The sequence below is a fragment of the Flaviflexus huanghaiensis genome (assembly GCF_014118685.1).
Lineage (GTDB): Bacteria > Actinomycetota > Actinomycetes > Actinomycetales > Actinomycetaceae > Flaviflexus > Flaviflexus huanghaiensis.
On sequence record NZ_JACFAK010000004.1, the window covers coordinates 35,323 to 51,384 of the forward strand.

Annotated in this window: 18 protein-coding genes and 1 tRNA gene; 8 read left to right on the top strand and 11 right to left on the bottom strand. The window is 61.7% G+C overall.

Going from position 1 to position 16,062, the window contains the following annotated elements; all coding sequences use genetic code 11:
• Positions 1 to 8 precede the first annotated feature (8 nt).
• Positions 9 to 1,256, bottom strand: a complete 1,248-nt coding sequence (gene ilvA / locus H7E91_RS03980; protein WP_182353813.1) for a threonine ammonia-lyase IlvA — start codon at positions 1,254 to 1,256, stop codon at positions 9 to 11.
• 81 nt (positions 1,257 to 1,337) lie between these two features.
• Between ilvA and H7E91_RS03985 the strand changes: the two genes are divergently transcribed.
• From H7E91_RS03985 to H7E91_RS03995, 3 genes are read left to right on the top strand one after another with little or no spacing between them, the layout of a single operon-like run.
• A complete protein-coding gene (locus tag H7E91_RS03985; RefSeq protein WP_182353814.1) occupies positions 1,338 to 1,970 on the top strand; it encodes a CYTH domain-containing protein in 633 nt (210 codons plus the stop codon).
• The gene (locus H7E91_RS03990; RefSeq protein ID WP_182353815.1) at positions 1,970 to 2,476 is read left to right on the top strand and encodes a gluconokinase; all 507 of its coding nucleotides are present in this window, start codon (positions 1,970 to 1,972) and stop codon (positions 2,474 to 2,476) included. The genes H7E91_RS03985 and H7E91_RS03990 overlap by 1 nt, the downstream gene beginning before the upstream one ends.
• A 27-nt stretch (positions 2,477 to 2,503) precedes the next feature.
• Positions 2,504 to 2,926 carry a YccF domain-containing protein gene (locus H7E91_RS03995; protein WP_182353816.1) on the top strand — a complete coding sequence of 141 codons (423 nt, stop codon included), beginning with the start codon at positions 2,504 to 2,506 and terminating at the stop codon, positions 2,924 to 2,926.
• Here H7E91_RS03995 and H7E91_RS04000 read toward each other — a convergent pair.
• Positions 2,923 to 3,711: a hypothetical protein gene (locus tag H7E91_RS04000; protein WP_182353817.1), complete on the bottom strand. Its 789-nt coding sequence runs from the start codon at positions 3,709 to 3,711 to the stop codon at positions 2,923 to 2,925. The genes H7E91_RS03995 and H7E91_RS04000 overlap by 4 nt on opposite strands.
• 3 nt (positions 3,712 to 3,714) lie before the next feature.
• Positions 3,715 to 3,984 carry a cell division protein CrgA gene (locus H7E91_RS04005; protein ID WP_182353818.1) on the bottom strand — a complete coding sequence of 90 codons (270 nt, stop codon included), beginning with the start codon at positions 3,982 to 3,984 and terminating at the stop codon, positions 3,715 to 3,717.
• A gap of 64 nt (positions 3,985 to 4,048) precedes the next feature.
• Between H7E91_RS04005 and H7E91_RS04010 the strand changes: the two genes are divergently transcribed.
• From H7E91_RS04010 to H7E91_RS04020, 3 genes are read left to right on the top strand one after another with little or no spacing between them, the layout of a single operon-like run.
• On the top strand, positions 4,049 to 4,789 hold the full coding sequence (locus H7E91_RS04010) for a class E sortase (protein ID WP_182353819.1): 741 nt from the start codon (positions 4,049 to 4,051) through the stop codon (positions 4,787 to 4,789).
• Complete coding sequence (locus tag H7E91_RS04015) at positions 4,789 to 4,944, top strand: hypothetical protein (RefSeq protein ID WP_182353820.1); 156 nt, start codon at positions 4,789 to 4,791, stop codon at positions 4,942 to 4,944. Before H7E91_RS04010 ends, H7E91_RS04015 begins: the two co-directional genes overlap by 1 nt.
• Positions 4,944 to 5,579, top strand: a complete 636-nt coding sequence (locus H7E91_RS04020; protein ID WP_182353821.1) for an anthranilate synthase component II — start codon at positions 4,944 to 4,946, stop codon at positions 5,577 to 5,579. The genes H7E91_RS04015 and H7E91_RS04020 overlap by 1 nt, the downstream gene beginning before the upstream one ends.
• 64 nt (positions 5,580 to 5,643) lie before the next feature.
• On the opposite strand, the gene pknB is transcribed toward H7E91_RS04020, so the two are convergent.
• From pknB to H7E91_RS04050, 6 genes are read right to left on the bottom strand one after another with little or no spacing between them, the layout of a single operon-like run.
• A complete protein-coding gene (gene pknB, locus H7E91_RS04025) occupies positions 5,644 to 7,527 on the bottom strand; it encodes a Stk1 family PASTA domain-containing Ser/Thr kinase (protein ID WP_194309131.1) in 1,884 nt (627 codons plus the stop codon).
• A 12-nt stretch (positions 7,528 to 7,539) separates the two neighbouring features.
• Positions 7,540 to 8,997: a peptidoglycan D,D-transpeptidase FtsI family protein gene (locus H7E91_RS04030; RefSeq protein WP_182353822.1), complete on the bottom strand. Its 1,458-nt coding sequence runs from the start codon at positions 8,995 to 8,997 to the stop codon at positions 7,540 to 7,542.
• Complete coding sequence (locus H7E91_RS04035; protein WP_182353823.1) at positions 8,994 to 10,427, bottom strand: FtsW/RodA/SpoVE family cell cycle protein; 1,434 nt, start codon at positions 10,425 to 10,427, stop codon at positions 8,994 to 8,996. The genes H7E91_RS04030 and H7E91_RS04035 overlap by 4 nt, the downstream gene beginning before the upstream one ends.
• Positions 10,424 to 11,686, bottom strand: a complete 1,263-nt coding sequence (locus tag H7E91_RS04040) for a PP2C family protein-serine/threonine phosphatase (protein WP_182353824.1) — start codon at positions 11,684 to 11,686, stop codon at positions 10,424 to 10,426. Before H7E91_RS04040 ends, H7E91_RS04035 begins: the two co-directional genes overlap by 4 nt.
• A gap of 7 nt (positions 11,687 to 11,693) precedes the next feature.
• Positions 11,694 to 12,170 carry an FHA domain-containing protein FhaB/FipA gene (locus H7E91_RS04045; protein ID WP_182353825.1) on the bottom strand — a complete coding sequence of 159 codons (477 nt, stop codon included), beginning with the start codon at positions 12,168 to 12,170 and terminating at the stop codon, positions 11,694 to 11,696.
• Entirely contained in the window at positions 12,167 to 12,874 is a 708-nt protein-coding gene (locus H7E91_RS04050) for an FhaA domain-containing protein (RefSeq protein WP_194309132.1), read from the bottom strand. Before H7E91_RS04050 ends, H7E91_RS04045 begins: the two co-directional genes overlap by 4 nt.
• A gap of 281 nt (positions 12,875 to 13,155) precedes the next feature.
• Between H7E91_RS04050 and H7E91_RS04055 the strand changes: the two genes are divergently transcribed.
• Positions 13,156 to 13,239, top strand: a tRNA-Leu gene (locus H7E91_RS04055).
• Between the two features lie 204 nt (positions 13,240 to 13,443).
• Positions 13,444 to 13,923 (top strand): cupin domain-containing protein, encoded by a 480-nt coding sequence (locus tag H7E91_RS04060; RefSeq protein ID WP_241698376.1) that lies wholly within the window; start codon positions 13,444 to 13,446, stop codon positions 13,921 to 13,923.
• Between the two features lie 56 nt (positions 13,924 to 13,979).
• On the opposite strand, the gene H7E91_RS04065 is transcribed toward H7E91_RS04060, so the two are convergent.
• A complete protein-coding gene (locus H7E91_RS04065) occupies positions 13,980 to 14,810 on the bottom strand; it encodes a phosphoenolpyruvate hydrolase family protein (protein WP_182353827.1) in 831 nt (276 codons plus the stop codon).
• Positions 14,810 to 16,027 carry a Tm-1-like ATP-binding domain-containing protein gene (locus H7E91_RS04070; protein WP_182353828.1) on the bottom strand — a complete coding sequence of 406 codons (1,218 nt, stop codon included), beginning with the start codon at positions 16,025 to 16,027 and terminating at the stop codon, positions 14,810 to 14,812. The genes H7E91_RS04065 and H7E91_RS04070 overlap by 1 nt, the downstream gene beginning before the upstream one ends.
• Between the last annotated feature and the right edge of the window lie 35 nt (positions 16,028 to 16,062).

Consider the following 16,062-nt stretch of genomic DNA (forward strand, 5'->3'; position numbering starts at 1 on the left):
CTTCTCCTTCAGAGCAGGAAGCTGAATGCTGGGGTGTCTGGCTCGAGCTTCTCTATTTCCAGCGGCGACGCCTTCATCCTCTCCAGGAGGGAGGAGATGCGGGTCGGGGCGTCGATCTCGATTCCGACAAGTGCCGGACCGGTTTCGCGGTTGTTCTTCTTCGTGTATTCGAAGAGGACAATGTCCTCATTGTCGGACAGAACGTCATCGAGGAAGTGGCGCAACGCGCCCGGCTGCTGCGGGAACGAGACGAGGAAATAGTGGCGCAGTCCCTCGTGGACCGCGGAGCGTTCGATAATGTCGTCGTACCGGGACAGGTCGTTGTTTCCACCCGACACGATGCAGACGACGGGACTGTCCTCAGCGGAGACAAGGCCGAGGGCAACGACCGTCGATGCGAGTGCTCCAGCGGGTTCTGCGATGATCCCATCCGACTGGTAGAGCTCGATCATTTCCGTACATACCGCACCCTCCGGGACCTGGATAACGTCGTCAACCATGTCTCGGATGATAGGGAAGGTAACATCACCCACCCGTGCGACAGCAGTGCCATCGACGAACCCGTCGATATCGTGCATGTAGACAGGTTCGCCCGCCCCAAGGGCCATCTTCATTGATGCGGCGCCAGCCGGCTCCACGCCAATGATTGTTGTGTCGGGGAAGTTCTCGCGGACCCAAATGGCGGTGCCAGCGGCAAGTCCGCCGCCCCCAATGGGGACGATGACGGTCTTCGGCAGGATTGACACCTGCTCGAACACTTCTGCGATGACGGTGCCCTGACCCGCGATCGTTCGGGGGTCGTCGAACGGGTGAACGTAGATCGCGCCGGTTTCCTTGGCGTAATCCTTCGACGCCGCAGCGGCTTCGTCGAACGACGATCCGCTGATGATCTGTTCGATCCAGGCGCCGCCGATGTCCTGGATGCGGCGACGCTTCTGGCGCGGGGTCGTCGAAGGGAGGAAAACCTTGCCATGGATGCGTAGCTGCCGGCAGGCGAATGCGACCCCCTGGGCATGATTGCCTGCGGATGCGCAGGCAACGCCCAGCGCACGCTCTTCGTCCGTTAGTGTGGAGATGAAGTTGTACGCGCCGCGTACCTTGTACGAGCGACCGACCTGGAGGTCTTCTCTTTTGAGGAGCACATCACCCTTCAACAGGCCCGACAGCCGCAGGGAAAGCTCGAGCGGCGTGCGTCGAACCATGGGTCCAAGACGCCCCGCCGCGGCGGTGACGTCGGTTCCTGTTGGCTGTCGCATACCTCCATGGTGCCACGCGGAAACTCGCACAGGTTGGCACTTCGTCCCAAATGCACCGGATAGCAGTAAAGAGAAGATCACATGGATATCGACCCGATAGAGCAGATCTTCGAGTTCGAGCGGAAGTTTTTCGTCTCTTCCCTGCCGGACATCGTCGAGCACGCCAACCACACTCTCATCATCCAGGGCTATGTGTTCGCGGAAGAGGGCTATGCGATTCGCGTTCGCGTTACAGTCTCCGACACGATGGTCTCCTTCGATGACTTCACCAGCGAAGTTGACCGCTTCGGTGCATACGAGAGGCGAGTTTTGGCGGGAGTTGTCGGAACCCTCAGTGGCGCGTGGATTACGGTCAAGTCCCCGCCGATATCTGGCCAGCGCTACGAACTGGATCAGCAGCTCGAGCCGAGCGTCGCCGTCTCGATCCTCCAGAGATGCCACCGCATCGTTATCAAGAACCGCCACTCGCTCTGGCTCGGAGAGGACGGCTGGGAGATCGACGAGTTCGGGGGTCAGAATACGGGCCTCATCATTGCAGAATGTGAACGCACGGGCCCGGTTGTCGGCCTCACCATTCCGGATTTCTGCGAAACAGAAGTGTCATCCGACCTTCGGTTCACCAACGATTATCTGTCCCGCCAGCCGTGGGTGGGGTGGGGAGCCCAGTTTCTTGCCGAGCTCGCCGCCAAGGGCCCCTACTTCGAGGAGAACTGATGGTCCGTCACATCGTCTGCATGGGAGTATCCGCGACGGGCAAGTCGACCGTCGGCGCGCTACTTGCGCAGCGTCTGGGCGGACTCGACTTCCTCGAAGGCGATGATCTCCACAGCGAGGCCAACAAGGACCGAATGGCGCGTGGCATCCCCCTCACGGACGAAGACCGGGCCCCGTGGCTTGCGAGGATTAGGGACTGGATGAGCGGGCACGGCGGGGCGGGCAGGTCAACCGTTGTCGCATGCTCAGCGCTGAAGAAGAGCTACCGTGACGTGCTGAGGGAGGCGGAGGGTGCCGTCATCTTCGTTCACATCGTCCCGCCGGAGGACATCCTCCGAGAGCGGATGAGGGAACGTAGCGGCCACTACATGGGACCCGAACAGCTCGATGATCAGCTGGCGACCCTTGAGCCACTCGAACCGGACGAGGAGGGTTTCACGGTAGATAATCTGTCACGTCCTGAGGAAGTCGCTGACGAGATCGCCACCCGCATCACCGCGCAGTAAACTGAGGACAATAAGCGAAAGGCGCACATGAACTTCCTGTTGAACGTCATCTGGCTCGTATTCGGAGGCTTCCTGCTGTTCCTCGAATACATCTTCTTCGGGATTGTTGCCATCATCTTCATCGTCACGATCCCGCTCGGAATCGCTTGCTTCAGAATTGCCAGTTACGTGCTGTGGCCGTTCGGCAAAGTTGTGGTCGCCAAGCCCGAGGCGGGCACCGGTAGCACCATCATGAACGTTCTCTGGTTCCTTATCCCAGGCTGGATGCTTGCGCTTGGCCACCTCGGGACAGCGCTTTTCCAGGCCATCACGATCATCGGGATCCCGCTAGCCATCGCCAACATCAAGATGATCCCCATCACGTGCTTCCCGTTCGGGAAGGACGTCCTGACCCAGGAAGAGGCGAGGTACCGACGAGAGCGGGTGCTACTCGTCGGCCCGCCAGCCTAGGTGTGATGTAGGACGGTCATCGACGGCTGCGCCAAAAAGGCGAGTGTCGCAATTGTGAATGCGTTCATTGCCGACAGGGCATGGTCGCGGTCGACGCCGAACTCTTCCGCGAGCCAATCAGCAGCGACCTCGAGTGACCAGACGTCGACATCAAATACGTCGACCTCGCCAAGGCGGTCGAGCGTGTTCTGGTCTATCGTCGTCCCCTTCTCGTGGTTGACAACGATGGCAATCTCCGAGTGGACGCCGCGCAACGGTGTCACGCGGGAGCCGGGATCCTCATCGAACTTTCGGTAGATGCCGGCGGAATCGAGCGGCACGCCCGCTAGGGACGCGAGCGGGAAGGTTGTTGACACCGCCATGTCGAGCGCGTCCGCACATTCGCGGACGAGCGGCTCGGTCTCGTTCGCGAGTGAGATGATTTCAGAGGCCGAGTCGAGTGCACCGCAACCGCTCGAATGATCGTCCGGTCCGGTGTGGATTCCCGGCTCCAGTCCCGCGGCGGTCAGTCGCGCAGCGAGTTCACCGGCTCCCCACATGGGGTCGGTGATACCTCGGGTCGCTGCGAGCCCAATGAGGAGGCTCAGGCTAGCGCCGGGCGCACAGGGAGAGATCGTCGCATACGGGGTTGTCGGGCGCCGGCCGTCGATGCAGCGCCCAGGCAGGAGATCATCTGTTTTGATGTAAAGCGACCCATCGGCGTCTGCGAGCGCGAGTGGACCCAGCGCCGGATGGTCGGGATCAGGCGCAATCGACCCGCGGGCCAGCTTCGCGAACTGCTCCATAAATCACTTCCATCCTAGAGTCATGAGGAAACCGACAAGCATGACGCCGAAACCGACGAACAGGTTGTAGTTGCCGTTGCCGAAGGGGATCGGCCAGTTTCCGCTCGTCACGTAGGCGGTGACGACAATGATGAGGCCGAGCAACATGAGACCCACCATGAGAGGCGCCCACCATCTCGGCGATGATTCCGGCTCCCGGCCCTTCGCGATTTCGACCTCTCTCTGGGCGCGCTTCTTCTCGACTGCGGCCTTACGGCGTCTGGACTCGGGCATGTTCGCTCCTTCGGATAGGCTGGCATAATCTTAACCGCACGGCCCGTGAATTGAGGAGGCGGCAATGGTCAGGAGCGCCCCTGCCAAACGATCCGTCTTGTCGCGCGTGCTCGGTGTCGTCGGCGAGCTCCTCCTCACCGGCGGAATCGTCGTCTTCCTCTTTCTCGTTTGGCAGCTGTGGTGGACTGACGTCATGGCGAGCCGTGAGCAATCCCAGCTCCTGTCCGAGTTCTATGAGCGCACCGAAGGCGAGGGGGACAGCCCCGGCGTTCTAGCTCCCGAATATCGTAGCGACCCGCCCTCGGCGGACTCCAACGCAATTCGAGACGGCATCGACACGAATACGATTTGGGCGGTACTCCACGTGCCAGCATTCGGTGACGACTTCCAGGTCGGTATCGCTGAAGGCGTCGATCTCAAGAAGGTGCTCGACCGAGGTAGCCTCGGGCACTACCCCGAGACCCAGCTACCGGGCGAGCTCGGCAACTTCGCTGTCGCAGGCCACCGGCAGTCGTACGGCGCGCCCCTGCGCCATCAGCCCAGCCTACCGATCGGCTCCCCCCTGATTGTGGAAACTGCTGACACGTACTATGTCTATCGGGTGACAGACCACGAGATTGTCGCCCCGAGCGCGACCGAGGTCCTCGCACCGGTCCCGAACCAGTTGGGTGCACCTCCGAACGGACACTTCATGACCCTCACGACATGCCATCCCCCATTCGTGTCGAACATGCGCTGGGTGACGTTCGCCGAGCTCGACTATTGGGCTCCGCGCTCGGAGGGCACCCCGAAGGAGATGCTGTAATGTACTCGGCTCTGTTCAGGCTCCTGCCGGGACCAACGTGGGCAAAGATCGTCCAGGTCCTCATCCTCATTGCCGCCGTTATCATCGTCCTTTTCACCTGGGTGTTCCCGTGGGTGGCTGACAATCTTCCGATCACAGACAACACGGTGGGCTAATGAGCAAAATTCTGATCGTCGACAACTACGACTCGTTCGTTTACACAATCGCGGACTACCTCCAGCAACTCGGTGCCGATGTCGTTATCGTTCGCAACGATCAAATCGACCCGGAAGAAGCCGCCAGTTACGACGGCGTCCTCATCTCGCCCGGCCCGGGAGCACCGGCGGAGGCAGGCGTCTCCCTCGAGATGATCCGGTACTGCGCCGACGAGCGGAAACCTCTCCTCGGAGTCTGCCTCGGCCACCAGGCGCTTGCAGAAGCTTTCGGAGGGACCGTCTCCCACTCACCGGAGCTCATGCATGGCAAGACCTCCCACATTGTTCACACTGGCGAGGGTGTCTTTGACTCTCTGCCAAGCCCCCTCGAGGTCACCCGCTACCACTCACTCGCGATCAAAACCGGAACGCTCCCTGAGGACCTCTCGGTGACAGCCAGCGTCTTGAGCGCACGCGGTGAGGTCATCATGGCTGTCCAGCACCGCAGCCTTCCACTGTGGGGAGTGCAATTCCACCCCGAGTCCGTCCTCACCCAGGGCGGTCATCGTATGCTCGCCAACTGGCTGGCCATGACCGGTGATGACAGCGCGGTGCGGGCAGCGTCAGGTCTCGCACCCCTCATTAACCGCGGCTGAATCTTGCGCCCATCGCACGTCGACATGAAGCGGCGGCCGAATAAAATCGACCGCCGCTGATGCCCTAGCTACCGCCGTGCCTCGGATTCGTTGTCGTCGGCCCCGTTGTCCTTGACCCCGGGTGCGGGCTGCCTTCGGTTGTGGGCTCCTCGTCTTCTGTCGGCTCCTCCGTGGGCTCCTCCGTCGTCGGCTCGGGGGTCGGAGACGGTGTCGGCGCGGCGACGGCCACGGTGATCGTGATCCGCTGACCCTGGTCGACGATCGAACCTTCGCGGAAGTCCTGCCCGATGACGGTGTCGGGATCGGCCTCATTCGTTTGGGAGGTCTCGATCCGATAGCTCAGACCGCGAGCGTCCAACTCAGCTGTTGCGATATCGATGTTCATGCCGAGCAAATTCGGTACGGTCACTCGCCCCGATGAAACCTCGGCGTTGATGACAGTGCCGCGGGCGACCCGCTCGTCCGGTGCAGGGTTGGTCGACACGACCTCGCCCTGGCTGAAGCCGGGAGTGTTGTCAATCGTTGTCGTCGACCCCCACGTGAGGCCCTCAGCTTCGATCGCGCGACGGGCCGCGTCGACACTGAGGCCGGTCACGTCGGGGACGGTCGTCTCGCCGACACCAGCAGAGAACACAACCTCGATCGTTGAACCGGTTTCGACCGAAGTGCCGACAGGCGGGTTCGCTGACACGAACAGCCCCGCCTCGACATCGTCAGTTTCGACAGGCTCCCCGATCGTCATGTCCAGGTCGAGCTCTCGCAACTCTGCACGGGCCTCCTGCTGGTTCATGCCCTGGAGATTCGGAACCTCGACTAGCTGGACTGTCGGCGTCGGTTCCTCGGGCTGATCCTCACCGGCGAATACCTGGTAGGCGATGAAGCCGAGGACGATAAGAAGGAGGACGATGATGGCCCAGAGCCAACGGTTGTTCCTCTTCCCGCTCTGAGCGGGAAGCTGGCCCGTTTGGTAGGGGGCATAGGCACCGGTCGCCGTGGCCGTATCCGCAGGTGGAACTGCCGCCGCGCCCATGAGGGCCGTCGCCGCAGTCGCCGGAACGGCGTACGCCGTGGTTGCTGGCGCGGTCACCTGCTGCCCACGCACAGCGGAGAGCAGATCGCGGCGGAACGCGGCTGCTGTCTGATAGCGGTCGTCCCGGTCTTTCGCGAGTGCTTTGAGAACAACGCGATCGATCGTGTCCGGAATGTCGGCAGTGACGGAAGACGGTGGCGCCGGGGATTCCGACACGTGCTGGTACGCGACCGAGATCGCTGTATCGCCTGTGAAGGGCGGTTTGCCGGTCAGCATCTCGTACAGGAGGCAGCCAGCTGAGTACAGGTCGGAGCGGGTGTCGACGAGTTCGCCACGGGCCTGCTCGGGCGAGAGATACTGGGCCGTGCCGACAACAGTGTTCGTCTGCGTGACCGTCGAGTGGGCGTCGGCCATGGCGCGGGCGATCCCGAAGTCCATGACCTTGACCGACCCATCCGGGGTCAGCATGATGTTGCCCGGCTTGATATCGCGGTGAATAATGCCTTCTCGGTGCGAATACTCGAGGGCGGAGAGAACTCCCGCTGCGACGTGAGCAGCCTCGTCGATCGGAATCGGATCCCCATCCGCGAGCAAATCGCGCACCGTCTGACCATTGACGTATTCCATGACGATGAACGGCAGAGCGACCTTGCCCTGTGGGGTGTCGATGTCCTCCTCCCCGGTGTCATAGACGGCGACGATCGACGGATGGTTGAGAGCCGCGGATGATTGGGCTTCCCTGCGGAACCGGGCGAGGAAGGTCTCGTCCGTCACCATGTCAGAGCGCAGGATCTTGATCGCAACCGTCCGGGACAGCCGCGTGTCGTAGGCGATGTACACCTGCGCCATGCCGCCACGCCCAATCAGCCGGCCAACCTCATAGCGGTCAGCCAACATCCGGGGGAGTTGATCCACCATGTTCAACCTTTCCTATTCCGCCAGCGCAGCCTGGAACACTGTGCGCGCCATCGGGGCGGCGAGAGAGCCGCCGTCGGTGCCAAAACCTTGATAGCCACCATTCTCCACGACCACGGCGATGGCGACCGCCGGATCGTCGGCGGGGGCGAAGCCGATGAACCAGGCGTGCGGCGGAATTTCTGTCGAGATCTCTGCCGTGCCCGTCTTCCCTGCGACATCGACCCCGGGAATCTGAGCCCGGAAACCGGTGCCATTCGCGACAACATCGACCATCATCTCGGACATCTTCTCAGCACTGTCTTCGCCCATGGGGACAGAGAACTCCGCGGGATCGCTTACCCTCAGCACGTCGAGGTCCGGGGACAGCGTGCGTTCGACAAGATAGGGCCTCATGAGCGAGCCGTCATTCGCGATGGCGGAGGCGACCATCGCCATCTGCATCGGCGTCACTCGCACGTCATATTGACCGAACGCACTCTGTGCAAGTTCCGCCTGCGTTGTCGCGTCCGGGAACCTCGACGGGGTGACCGACATCGGGATCGACAGATCCCTACCGAAGCCAAACGCCTCAGCCTGTTCCCGCATGACATCCTCCCCCATCTCGACCGCAGCGATCGCAAAAGGCGTGTTGCAGGACTGACGGAGGGACTGGAGGAGCGTCGCCTCCCCGGAGCCGTCGCCGCAGGCCGCCGCACCCGGGTTACGGATCGTGTGCGATGTGCCGGGAGGGGAGTATTCAGTGGGGGCGTCAATGAGATCACCGGGCTCGTAGCCGTGCTCGAGCATCGCCGTAGCTGTCACAACCTTGAAAGCGGAGCCGGGGGCGTAGAGGTCGCCCGCAATTGCGCGGTTAACGAGAGGACGCGATTGGTCGCTCGACAGCGCCTCGAAGTTCTCCCGCGCCGCAGCCGCATCATGCGTCGCCAGAAGGTTTGGATCATAACTTGGCACTGACACCATCGCGAGGATTCTGCCAGTTGCAGGCTCCAGCACGACGATCGATCCGCGCTGGCCAGCGAGAGCATCAACAGCGGCCTGCTGAATCTGCGGATCGAGAGTAAGCTCGACACCGCCGCCGCGAGGTTCGTTACCTGTCACGAGATCCCGGAGGCGTTGGAGTGCGAGCGACTGCGAGGATCCGCCCAACACGTCATTCTCAAACCGTTCGATCCCCGTCATCGAGTTGAATGCGACCGAGAAATAACCGGTGGAGTGGGCATATAGCTCGCCCTGACCGTAGGTGCGAAGGAACTGGTAGACATCATCGGCTGGCTCGGACGATGCGACGGTCTGATCGGCGACGATGATGGGCCCGCGCTCACGGCCGTACTCCTCATAAATCGTCCGCACATTTCTGCTGTCTGCTGTGAGTGCGGGGGCTCTCACGAACTGGATCATGGTGACGGCAACCATAAGGGAAAAGAACAGGAGCAGGGCAAGGGTGGCTATGCGCCGGATCGGCTGATTCATGGCACCCTCATCGCCTCGGTGTCAGCGCGGTCGGCGTCGGTCAGCTCAGGCTTATGATCGTCCCTTTTCGCCAGCCCTTCGCCATCCCATGCCGACGGCAGAGGCTCCGACGGGGTGTTCGGTTGCCGGGAGGCATTGGAGATCCGCAGGAGGAGCCCGATGACAATCCAGTTGAGGACAAGGGAGGATCCCCCGAGGGCAACAAGAGGCAGGGTGAGTCCCGTGAGCGGAATGAGACGGGTGACGCCTCCGACGACGACAAACACCTGCAGGGCAATCATGAAGGACAGGCCAGCCGCGAGCAGTTTGCCGAACCCGTCCCGGACGAACGCTGCCGCCCGCAGGCCACGAATGACGATGACGAGGTAGAGGGCAAGGACGGCGAATACGCCAGCCAGACCGAGCTCTTCGCCGATACTCGCGATGATGAAGTCGGAATTTGCCTGCGGCACAATGCTCGGATAACCCTGCCCCAATCCGGTGCCGAAAAGGCCGCCCGACGCCATTCCGAAGTTGCCCTGCACGACCTGATACGAGCCGAACGCTGCATCATAGACATCCGGATCCATGGCGTTGAGCCACACGTTAAAGCGTGCCGTGACATGGGGGAACAGCTGGAAAACAACGAAGCCTCCGCCGAGTGCGAGCAGACCGCCTATAATCATCCAGGACAGGCGGTCGGTCGCTACATAGAGCATCGAGACGAACAGCCCGAAGAAGAGGAGGGACGTGCCGAGGTCTTTCTGAAAGACGAGGACAGCGATGCAGACGAGCCAGGCAAGCAGGATCGGCGCAAAGTGCCGAAGCTGAGGTAGCCGCAGTCCGAGAACCTTCGGCCCGGCCAGGGCGAGATTGTCGCGGTTGACGACGAGATAACCGGCGAAGAAGATGGCGAAGAAGATTTTCGCGGCTTCAGCGGGTTGGAAGGAGAAACCCGCGACGTAGATCCAGATCCGCGCACCGTAGATTTCCCGTCCGAGCCCTGGCACGAGGGGCAGGACGAGCAGAATGGCGCCGATGACGAGAGATGTGTACGTGAAGCGGCGAAGGACGCGATGGTCCCGGATTGTGATGACGGTGAGGACAGCGAGGGCGATGCCTAGGAGGGTGAAGACTGCCTGCGACCCCCACTTAGATGAGTCGGTGGCGATGTCGATCCGTTCGATCATCCCCAGGCCTATTCCGTTAAGAGCGAGGGCCGCCGGGAAGAGGACCGGGTCCGCATAGGGGGCTGTCCAGCGAATGAGGAGGTGGGCGACGAGCGCGGCCGCGGAGAAGATGATCGATGTCGTCACCATATTGTCCGGCATCGTGCCATGTGCGCCGAGGTGGACAAGGGAATAGGCACCGAGACCGATCGTGACCGACACGACGGTAAGAAGCAGTTCGGGGAGTCTGCCTGGACGAGCCGTTCGCTGCACAGCCGTCATGGGGAAGTCTCCTCAGGCTGGCTACCGCTATCGCTCTGGGCGGGCGGTGACTCCTGCTCTGTCGAGTCGTCAGTCGGCTCAGGCGAGCTTTCGTCCATGACCTGTTCCCGAAGGAACTGGGACTCCAGGTCGGCAACGAAGCGTTCCGCGTCCCGGCGCGACGGCTGGGTGACAGGTTCGCGCAATCTGCGCTGGGCTGTCTCCGTCAGATCGTCGATCGCGAGGCTCGAGCGTTCCTCCAAGTGAGAGAGCTCGACGGGGCCGAGTGTCTGCGGGACCCCTCGGTAGATTGCGACATTTCCGTCTGCTTCGTAGACGTAATACTGCGATTGCGTCCAAAACCAGCCACCAAAAAGGGCTCCGGCGGCGAGCACAAGGAAGCCGATGATAACGGCGAGCCGGGCTGGCCACCTGCGCTTCTTATTGCGTTCGTCAGCGCCACTCTCCTGTCGCTCCTCAGTTCCGGGAATACGGGAAGCGGCTGCACCGACGATGATGGGCGCTGTGTCCGGCGCCGTGGAGTTCGTCAAATGTCGATCGTCGAGGATATCGGCGAGGACGACTGTGACGTTGTCGGGTGCGCCCCCAGCGAGAGCCAGCTCGATGAGTCGGTTCGCGCACTTTTCCAGATCGGCGCAATGGAGGAGCGTGTCGGCAATCGTCTCATTGGACACGACGCCGAAAAGACCATCGGAACAGAGGAGCCAGCGGTCACCGACAACGGCTTCCCGAACGGATTCGTCGAGTTCGACCTCGCCCTCCGTGTCACCGAGAGCTCGCATGATGACGTTCTTCTTCGGATGGTTCTCCGCCTCTTCGGGCGTGATCTGACCATGGTCGAGAAGATACTGGACGAGCGTGTGGTCCTTTGTCACCTGAATGAGGGATTCCCCGCGCAACAGGTAGGCGCGGGAGTCGCCGATGTGGACCATGCCAAGCTTGTTTCCTGCGCGAAGGATTGCGATGCAGGTCGTGCCCATCCCTTTGAGGGACCGGTCCCTGCCGGCGAGGTCGGTGAGTTCCTCGTGCGCTTTCGTGACTGCCTTGCGCAGGAGTGGGAGGAGATCATCGGCTTGATGGACATCGTCGAGACTCGCGAGAGTTGAGACTGTGATGCTCGAGGCGGTGTCACCACCGGCCGCGCCTCCCATCCCGTCTGCGAGGACAAGCAGATGGGGACCGGCGTACCCGGAGTCCTGGTTGCTTTTGCGGACGGCACCGATATCGGAGCGGGCTGCGAATCGAAGCTGAACTGACATGATCCCCCTACCGCTGCATCGTCATTGTCGTCTGGCCTACCGTGACGGCGTCGCCCGGTTTCACCAGGGTTGGTTGCTCGATGCGTGCCCCGTGAACGAAGGTTCCGTTTGTCGACTGAAGGTCCTCGACATACCACTGTCCTTCAGAATGGAAGAAGCGCGCATGCCGGGCAGAAGAGTACGAGTCGTCGAGAACGAGTGCTGAATCGGGGGAGCGACCAACGATGATCGACGAACTCCCGAGAGGCACGGTTGTACCTGCGAGCGGGCCCGCAGACACGACGATTTTCGTCGGCACGCCCCGCTGGGGCTTCGGAGCCGACGATCTCGGCCGGGATCGTGACACGGGTGAGACCTGGGATTGGCGGCCCCGTGCGGAGACACCGTAGATGTCGCGGCGCAGAGTCGCCATGACGGCCAGCACGAAAACCCACAGCAGGACGAGGAAACCGATGTGGAGGATCGCGAGGACAAGGCCGCTCATGCGTAGCTCTCTGGATCGGTCCAGAACATGATCCTCGTTCTGCCGATCGTCACGGTATTGCCGTCGACGAGGGTCGCGGCTGTGATGCGATGACCCTCGACGAACGTTCCGTTGGTGGAGTCCAGGTCCGTTGCAATGACGCCGCGCGGGGTCACTCGAAGCTCGAGGTGGTGTCGTGAGACCCCGGTGTCATCAACGATGATGTCCGCATCGGAGCCGCGGCCGATGATCGTCACCGGGCCCGTCAGAAGGTAGCGCTGACCCTGAACGTCGATGATCGGGTTGGCGGGGGAGGGGGTGGAGGTGGTCACGGGTGCTACAGCTCCTCGCACAGTCTGGGAGGTGACGCCGACGATGCCGGTGGTGGCCTCCTGGTCGGAGGTGAACGAGACTTTGAGCGGCCCCAGGAACGTATATCCCTGCGAGGTCGCGTACTTGATGGCGTGATCGATGAGCTCCTCGGCAATCGCATCACGGCCCCACTGGTCGAGCCGTGCCGAGTCCTCGGGAGAGAGGGTCACTGTGAACACATTGGGGCTGATCGTGCGTGAGCGGGAGTAGACCGCAGTGCCCTCATCAATTGCGCGATTGATGGCCGATGCAATCTCGACCGGCTTGACCTCGGACTTAAAAGCTCGGCCGAAGACTGAATTGACGGCATTTTCGATGCCGCGTTCGAATCTGCCGAAGACACCCACGTTCATTCCCTTCCCGAGATAGTAGGCCGGATAGCGTTACTAACAGAGTAGTGGTTTTTCGCCACCCGGCTTGGATCGCAGCATTCTCGGGACGGTTCTCCTTCGCCCGATCTCACTGATGTGTTCATTGATTCTACCGTCCGTGCAGGTCAACGCACGCGGAGCGTTGATATCGGAAATGCCGATGGCTCGCCACCTCTGCGTGTTGCCGCGTATGTGGCTTCACAGGTACCCGGCTTTGAGCGCGACGTACGTGCACGCTACACTGGGCGGGCTGGAAGCAGCACGCGCAAGTGGCGGAATAGGCAGACGCGCACGGTTCAGGTCCGTGTGCCCGAGAGGGCGTGGGGGTTCAACTCCCCCCTTGCGCACAAGAGGAACGGCGACGATCGGTCGCCGTTTTCCTTTTGCTGGCCCCGTCGAGGTGTCTCGACCTCGGCGCGCATAAGCGAACGGCTTCACTTCTCTGGCGACGGGCCCGTTTTTCATCAGCCAGGAGCATCATTCATGGGGGAGAGCATGCCGACCGTCACTGTCCTCGATAGACTGTCATTAACCATATGTGAGGAAGGTTAATGATGAACATCGAGGATATTGGCCCTAAACCGCACGCTTTCGATATCGAGACGGCGACGCGGGAGAACGAGAACTACAGGACAACGGTCTGGACAGGGAAGTACCTCCAAGTAACGCTTATGTCCATTGAGCCCGGCAGCTCGATCGGCCTTGAGAAGCACCCCGACACCGACCAGTTCCTTCGGGTTGACGCTGGTGAAGGCAAATGCGTCATGGGAGATTCCGAGGACGACCTCGACTTCCAGCAGGCCGTCTCCGACGGCTGGTCGATCCAGGTCCCCGCTGGCAAGTGGCATGACGTCATCAATACCGGCGATGAGCCGCTACGTCTCTACACGATTTACGCGCCGGTTCATCACGCGCACGGCATCATCCACAAGACAGCGGAAGATTCTGAACGCGATGAAGAAAACGGCGTTGACGTCCCACCGGAGTGGACCGTCCAGCCCGAATCGTCGGGCGAGGACGAGCACGCCTGAGGACCTGTTGACATAGAGGAATGCCCCCAGTCACTGGGGGCATTCCTCTATCTCAATCAGCGCGTGATCGCTTTGAACTCTTCGGTTTGAGACTTGATCCCCCGCTCGGCGGCGAAGCGCTCAATGGAGGAGGCCCCGAAGAAGCCTGCGAGCTCCGGTAGCGACTTGATGACGTAGGCTGCGTCCTCGGGCTCGGCGATGGGACCGCCGTGGCAGATAACGAGGATGTCGGGGTTGACCTCACGGCCAGCCGCGATGATGTCGCGAATTCGGTCGACCGAGTCGTCGAGGGTGAGAGCGGTCTGAGCGCCAATCGTGCCCTTCGTCGTGAGGCCCATGTGAGCGACGAGGATATCAGCACCCGCTCCTGCCATGGCTCGGGCGTCATCTGGCGTGAAGACGTACGGGCAGGTCAGCATGTCGAGCTTGTGCGCCTCGCGGATCATCTCGACCTCGAGGCCATAACCCATGTCGGTTTCCTCGAGGTTCTGGCGGAAAACGCCGTCGATGAGGCCGACTGTAGGAAAGTTCTGGACGCCGGAGAAACCCTGGGCTTTAAGTTCGCGCAGGAAAATTGGCATGGTCCGGAACGGGTCTGTGCCGCACACGCCCGCGAGGACGGGCGTGTGTTTGACGACGGGAAGGACCTCCGAACCCATGTCGACGACGATCGCGTTGGCATCCCCATATGGCATGAGACCGGAGAGGGACCCCCTCCCCGCCATCCGGAAACGGCCCGAGTTGTAAATGATGAGGAGGTCGGCTCCGCCAGCTTCGGAGAATTTTGCAGTGATGCCGGTGCCGGCCCCAACGCCAAGAAGTACCTCGCCCCGAGCGACTTTCTCCTCAAATCCGGCGAGAATCTCCTCGCGAGTCAGGGTGTTCATCAGTTGGTTCCTTTCGAATCTTCAATGAGCTCAATAAGAGCCTGGGCGGCAGCCTCAGCGAAAACGGGATCGTTGATATCGGTGTCGAGCGATTGGACGTTGACGTGCTCGTTGTCGAGGTTGCCCTCAAGTGCCTCGAACAGGGCCCGGTCGGCGTCCCGGTCATAGAACGGTCCGCCTTCGACTGCTATCGCCGAGACTCCCTTGAGAGGAAGAAGGACGACCGTCTCGCGGGTGGCACGGTTGAGCTTTTCGGCAAGCTTCTCGCCGAGTTGCCTGTTTTCTTCGGCCGTTGTCCGCATGAGCGTGATCTGCGGATTGTGAGGATAGAGATTGCGGCCCCTGTAGTGGGCGGGCACCGTGTCTGGGCTACCGAAGTTCACCATGTCGAGCGCGCCGACCGACACGACCTGCGGGACCCCTGCATCGACAGCTGCCTCATGGCGATGGGGGCCAGCGGCGAGAATGCCGCCGAACAGCTCATCGCACCACTCGGTTGCGGTGAGGTCGAGCACCCCGACGAAGTAGCCGTCGCGGATGAGCTGCTCCATCGACTTCCCCCCAGCGCCGGTCGCATGGAAGACCACAACCTCGTAGCCCCTGGCCTCAAGGATCTCCTGCGCCCTGTTAACGCACGGAGTGGTCACACCGAACATCGTGGCCGCAATGTGGGGCTTGGCGGCCACCTCGTCCACCTTCTCGGCCGAGAGCATGCCGACCATGGCGCCGACCGCGTTCCGCAGGATGGTCTGGAGAATGGAATTGAGACCCTGGACGTCAACGATCGATGGAATCATGACGATATCGGAGGTGCCGACATATTCGGCGACAGTGCCGCCCGCCATGGTCGACACCATGACTTTGGGAACCCCGACCGGGAGCTTCCGCATTCCAGCCGTGGCAAGGGCGGTGCCTCCCGATCCGCCAAGTGAAAAGACCCCGTCGATCGTCCCGTCCTCGTACAGCCGGGGGATGATCGATGTGACGCCGAGGGTCATTGCTGCCATCGCACGCCCGCGATCCTCCATGAGGTCGCTTAGCTCAGCGCCTCCTTCGGCCGCGACCTCGGGGGCATCGATGTCAACGGGTATAGATGCGGGCTTGGTGCCCGCGTGGATCATGAGCGTGTCCACGCCCTGCTGCTCGAAAAGATGCCGACAGAAGTCGAACTCTCTACCTTTAGTGTCAAATGTTCCTACGATTGCAACGGTTGCCACGATCCTGCCTTCATCTTTGAACGACCTGATCAACC

What these genes read in the sequence shown, in the direction of transcription:
- H7E91_RS03990 (WP_182353815.1), top strand. Translation starts at nt 1,970, where the DNA reads ATGGTCCGTCACATCGTCTGCATGGGAGTATCCGCGACGGGCAAGTCG.
- H7E91_RS04035 (WP_182353823.1), bottom strand. Translation starts at nt 10,427, where the DNA reads ATGACGGCTGTGCAGCGAACGGCTCGTCCAGGCAGACTCCCCGAACTG.
- H7E91_RS04040 (WP_182353824.1), bottom strand. Translation starts at nt 11,686, where the DNA reads ATGTCAGTTCAGCTTCGATTCGCAGCCCGCTCCGATATCGGTGCCGTC.
- H7E91_RS04020 (WP_182353821.1), top strand. Translation starts at nt 4,944, where the DNA reads ATGAGCAAAATTCTGATCGTCGACAACTACGACTCGTTCGTTTACACA.
- ilvA (WP_182353813.1), bottom strand. Translation starts at nt 1,256, where the DNA reads ATGCGACAGCCAACAGGAACCGACGTCACCGCCGCGGCGGGGCGTCTT.
- H7E91_RS04050 (WP_194309132.1), bottom strand. Translation starts at nt 12,874, where the DNA reads ATGAACGTGGGTGTCTTCGGCAGATTCGAACGCGGCATCGAAAATGCC.
- H7E91_RS04030 (WP_182353822.1), bottom strand. Translation starts at nt 8,997, where the DNA reads ATGAATCAGCCGATCCGGCGCATAGCCACCCTTGCCCTGCTCCTGTTC.
- H7E91_RS04045 (WP_182353825.1), bottom strand. Translation starts at nt 12,170, where the DNA reads ATGAGCGGCCTTGTCCTCGCGATCCTCCACATCGGTTTCCTCGTCCTG.
- H7E91_RS04005 (WP_182353818.1), bottom strand. Translation starts at nt 3,984, where the DNA reads ATGCCCGAGTCCAGACGCCGTAAGGCCGCAGTCGAGAAGAAGCGCGCC.
- pknB (WP_194309131.1), bottom strand. Translation starts at nt 7,527, where the DNA reads ATGGTGGATCAACTCCCCCGGATGTTGGCTGACCGCTATGAGGTTGGC.
- H7E91_RS04000 (WP_182353817.1), bottom strand. Translation starts at nt 3,711, where the DNA reads ATGGAGCAGTTCGCGAAGCTGGCCCGCGGGTCGATTGCGCCTGATCCC.
- H7E91_RS04060 (WP_241698376.1), top strand. Translation starts at nt 13,444, where the DNA reads ATGATGAACATCGAGGATATTGGCCCTAAACCGCACGCTTTCGATATC.
- H7E91_RS04010 (WP_182353819.1), top strand. Translation starts at nt 4,049, where the DNA reads ATGGTCAGGAGCGCCCCTGCCAAACGATCCGTCTTGTCGCGCGTGCTC.
- H7E91_RS04065 (WP_182353827.1), bottom strand. Translation starts at nt 14,810, where the DNA reads ATGAACACCCTGACTCGCGAGGAGATTCTCGCCGGATTTGAGGAGAAA.
- H7E91_RS04015 (WP_182353820.1), top strand. Translation starts at nt 4,789, where the DNA reads ATGTACTCGGCTCTGTTCAGGCTCCTGCCGGGACCAACGTGGGCAAAG.
- H7E91_RS03995 (WP_182353816.1), top strand. Translation starts at nt 2,504, where the DNA reads ATGAACTTCCTGTTGAACGTCATCTGGCTCGTATTCGGAGGCTTCCTG.
- H7E91_RS03985 (WP_182353814.1), top strand. Translation starts at nt 1,338, where the DNA reads ATGGATATCGACCCGATAGAGCAGATCTTCGAGTTCGAGCGGAAGTTT.